2 protein-coding genes and 1 pseudogene are annotated in these 2,174 nt (G+C 29.7%); all 3 read right to left on the bottom strand.

The features are described from left to right. Window positions 1–86: 86 nt before the first annotated feature. Window positions 87–402: pseudogene (locus tag LQK79_RS20735) on the bottom strand (RHS repeat-associated core domain-containing protein); the annotation flags it as partial. 121 nt (window positions 403–523) lie between these two features. Further along, window positions 524–1,609, bottom strand: a complete 1,086-nt coding sequence (locus LQK79_RS20730; protein ID WP_231017781.1) for a tetratricopeptide repeat protein — start codon at window positions 1,607–1,609, stop codon at window positions 524–526. A 20-nt stretch (window positions 1,610–1,629) separates the two neighbouring features. Beyond that, window positions 1,630–2,174 (bottom strand): RHS repeat-associated core domain-containing protein (locus LQK79_RS20725; RefSeq protein ID WP_231017779.1); only part of this gene is annotated, 545 nt, incomplete at its 5' end.

Raw genomic sequence — 2,174 nt, 5'->3', positions numbered from 1 at the left:
TAATCATATCTATTATTCATTATTGCTAGAGATACTTCCAAATCCTCACCTGTATCATGTCCAGTACCTGAAAATTCTGGCCTATTTCCATTTGCATCTGACATATTTACAGCATTATTTTTGCAATATGAAAACATATTATGTCCCAATAGTTCTCCGGTTTGTCCAACTATTGAATCGGTATTAATAAACCTTCCCCACTCAGGGTTATAGTACCTTGATTGCAAATAATAAAGCCCAGTTTCAGTATCATACCTATACCCTCTATACCTATATGGATTTAGTACTCCTACTGTATCCTTTAAGCTTCCACCTATTGATATAAGTTTACCCCAAAGTATCATAAGTATAGCTTACTACCTGCGTTCCTGTACTGTCAATAAGTCCTATGATGTACTTGATAGTTCTAACCTAAAAACATAGCTGCAAACACTATATACAATATTAAAAAGATGATTTCTGTTTAATTCAGAAATCATCTTTTTAATATTACATATACTTTTTTAATTTTCTTCTGTAACTTTTAAATATAATTTTTCCAAATGCCATCTTCAGCTGCATATTCTTCATATTGCTGATCTAATTTTATCGCTACTTTAAGATAATCAATTGATATTTCAAAATCATTTAGCTTTACACACACTAATGCTAAATTATAATAAGCATCGGCATACTCTGAATTAATAGAGATTGCTTTTAAAAGCATTTTTTTCGCTTCATAAAATTCTTTTATAGCACATAAAAATTGACCTTTCATATTGTATGCTACATCATAATTCAAATCTAACTTTAAAGCTTTATCACAGCATTCTATAGCTTCCTTAAATTTTTTGATTCTTCCTTGTGAATCAGCTTTAAATGCATAAACTTCTTTACTTGGCATAATCTCAAGTGAGCTATCAAAACTCTCTATTGCTTCTTTATGTCTTCCAAGCGACTGCAGCGCAAAACCTTTATTCATATATATTATGCTATTTTTATTATTAACCTTTAGAGCCTCATCATAATATATTAAGGATTTATTATAATTTCCCATGCAATCATAACAATACCCAATGGAATTATATACATTTCCATAATCATAACAACCAGTTTCTATTACTTTATTATAAATTAAAATCGCCTCATTAAAAGCTTCATTTTTACACTTTTTATCAGCCAATTCTAATAACTTTTTTGCTTTATTTGTTACCGTTAAATCATATGCTCTTTCTTCTATAAATAATTCCACCAACTTTCTTGATTTATTTTCAGCAGCTTTCTCACAAAAATCTGCTTTTTCAATCCACTGAAAATAATGAATTATCTCATGAGCTATAGACCCTAATATAGATTTTCTAAAATCATTAATATCAGCTATATTAGTTTTATGATTTTTAATTTCTACTCTAATGTAAGGATTATATTCATGATTATCTGGTGCAAAAAATGATGCCCAAAAATCTTGTTTATCCTTTGCCTTATTTTTATATTCGTTTCTTATATATACAGTAACGCCTATTGGGAATGTATATTTTTTTCTAATCCACCTTGCAAACTCAATAATTATATCTCTTAACTGTAAATCTATATGACTTTCACACCTAATATTCAATCCAGCATAAGCCATTCAATAATGTCTCCTCTCAATTAATAATATTTAGTATGACCTTTTCTTGATGGTGTATGTTTTTTCATAGGTCTATTTGGATTTTTATTGCTTCTAGATTTAAATTTTTTGTTGTTTACTCGCTTTTTTTCATTTACTTCTCGTCCTTGTTTTTTTCTATTGATCCTTCCTACAGGCACATTGTGATTACTTTTACTATTAGTATACATAATTCTCCGACTAGCCCAAGATACAACTTTGTAAGTTCCATATGCCGCAAATCCTATTGCAGTTATACTTAATGCAACTTCTCCAATTCCTGGAACAAAATACAATGCGTATGCAAAACGTCCATCATTATCAGCTTTATTTACTGAATTATTGTTACAATATGCGAACATATTATAATCTAACAAATCTTCATTTGTATCATCTAGCTGGTCAGTATCATCCGCATTAATAAACCTTCCCCACTCCGGATTATAGTATCTACTCTGCAAGTAATAAAGCCCAGTTTCAGTATCATACCTATATCCTCTATACCTATATGGATTTAATACTCCTACTGTATCCTTTAAGCTTCCAC

This window comes from Clostridium guangxiense, assembly GCF_021043395.1.
Taxonomy (GTDB): domain Bacteria; phylum Bacillota; class Clostridia; order Clostridiales; family Clostridiaceae; genus Clostridium_S; species Clostridium_S guangxiense.
Note: the sequence above shows the minus strand (reverse complement) of the source record. Positions and strands in the feature narration are given on the sequence as shown.

Coding starts and splice junctions, on each gene's coding strand:
- LQK79_RS20730 (WP_231017781.1), bottom strand. CDS start 1,609: ATGGCTTATGCTGGATTGAATATTAGGTGTGAAAGTCATATAGATTTA.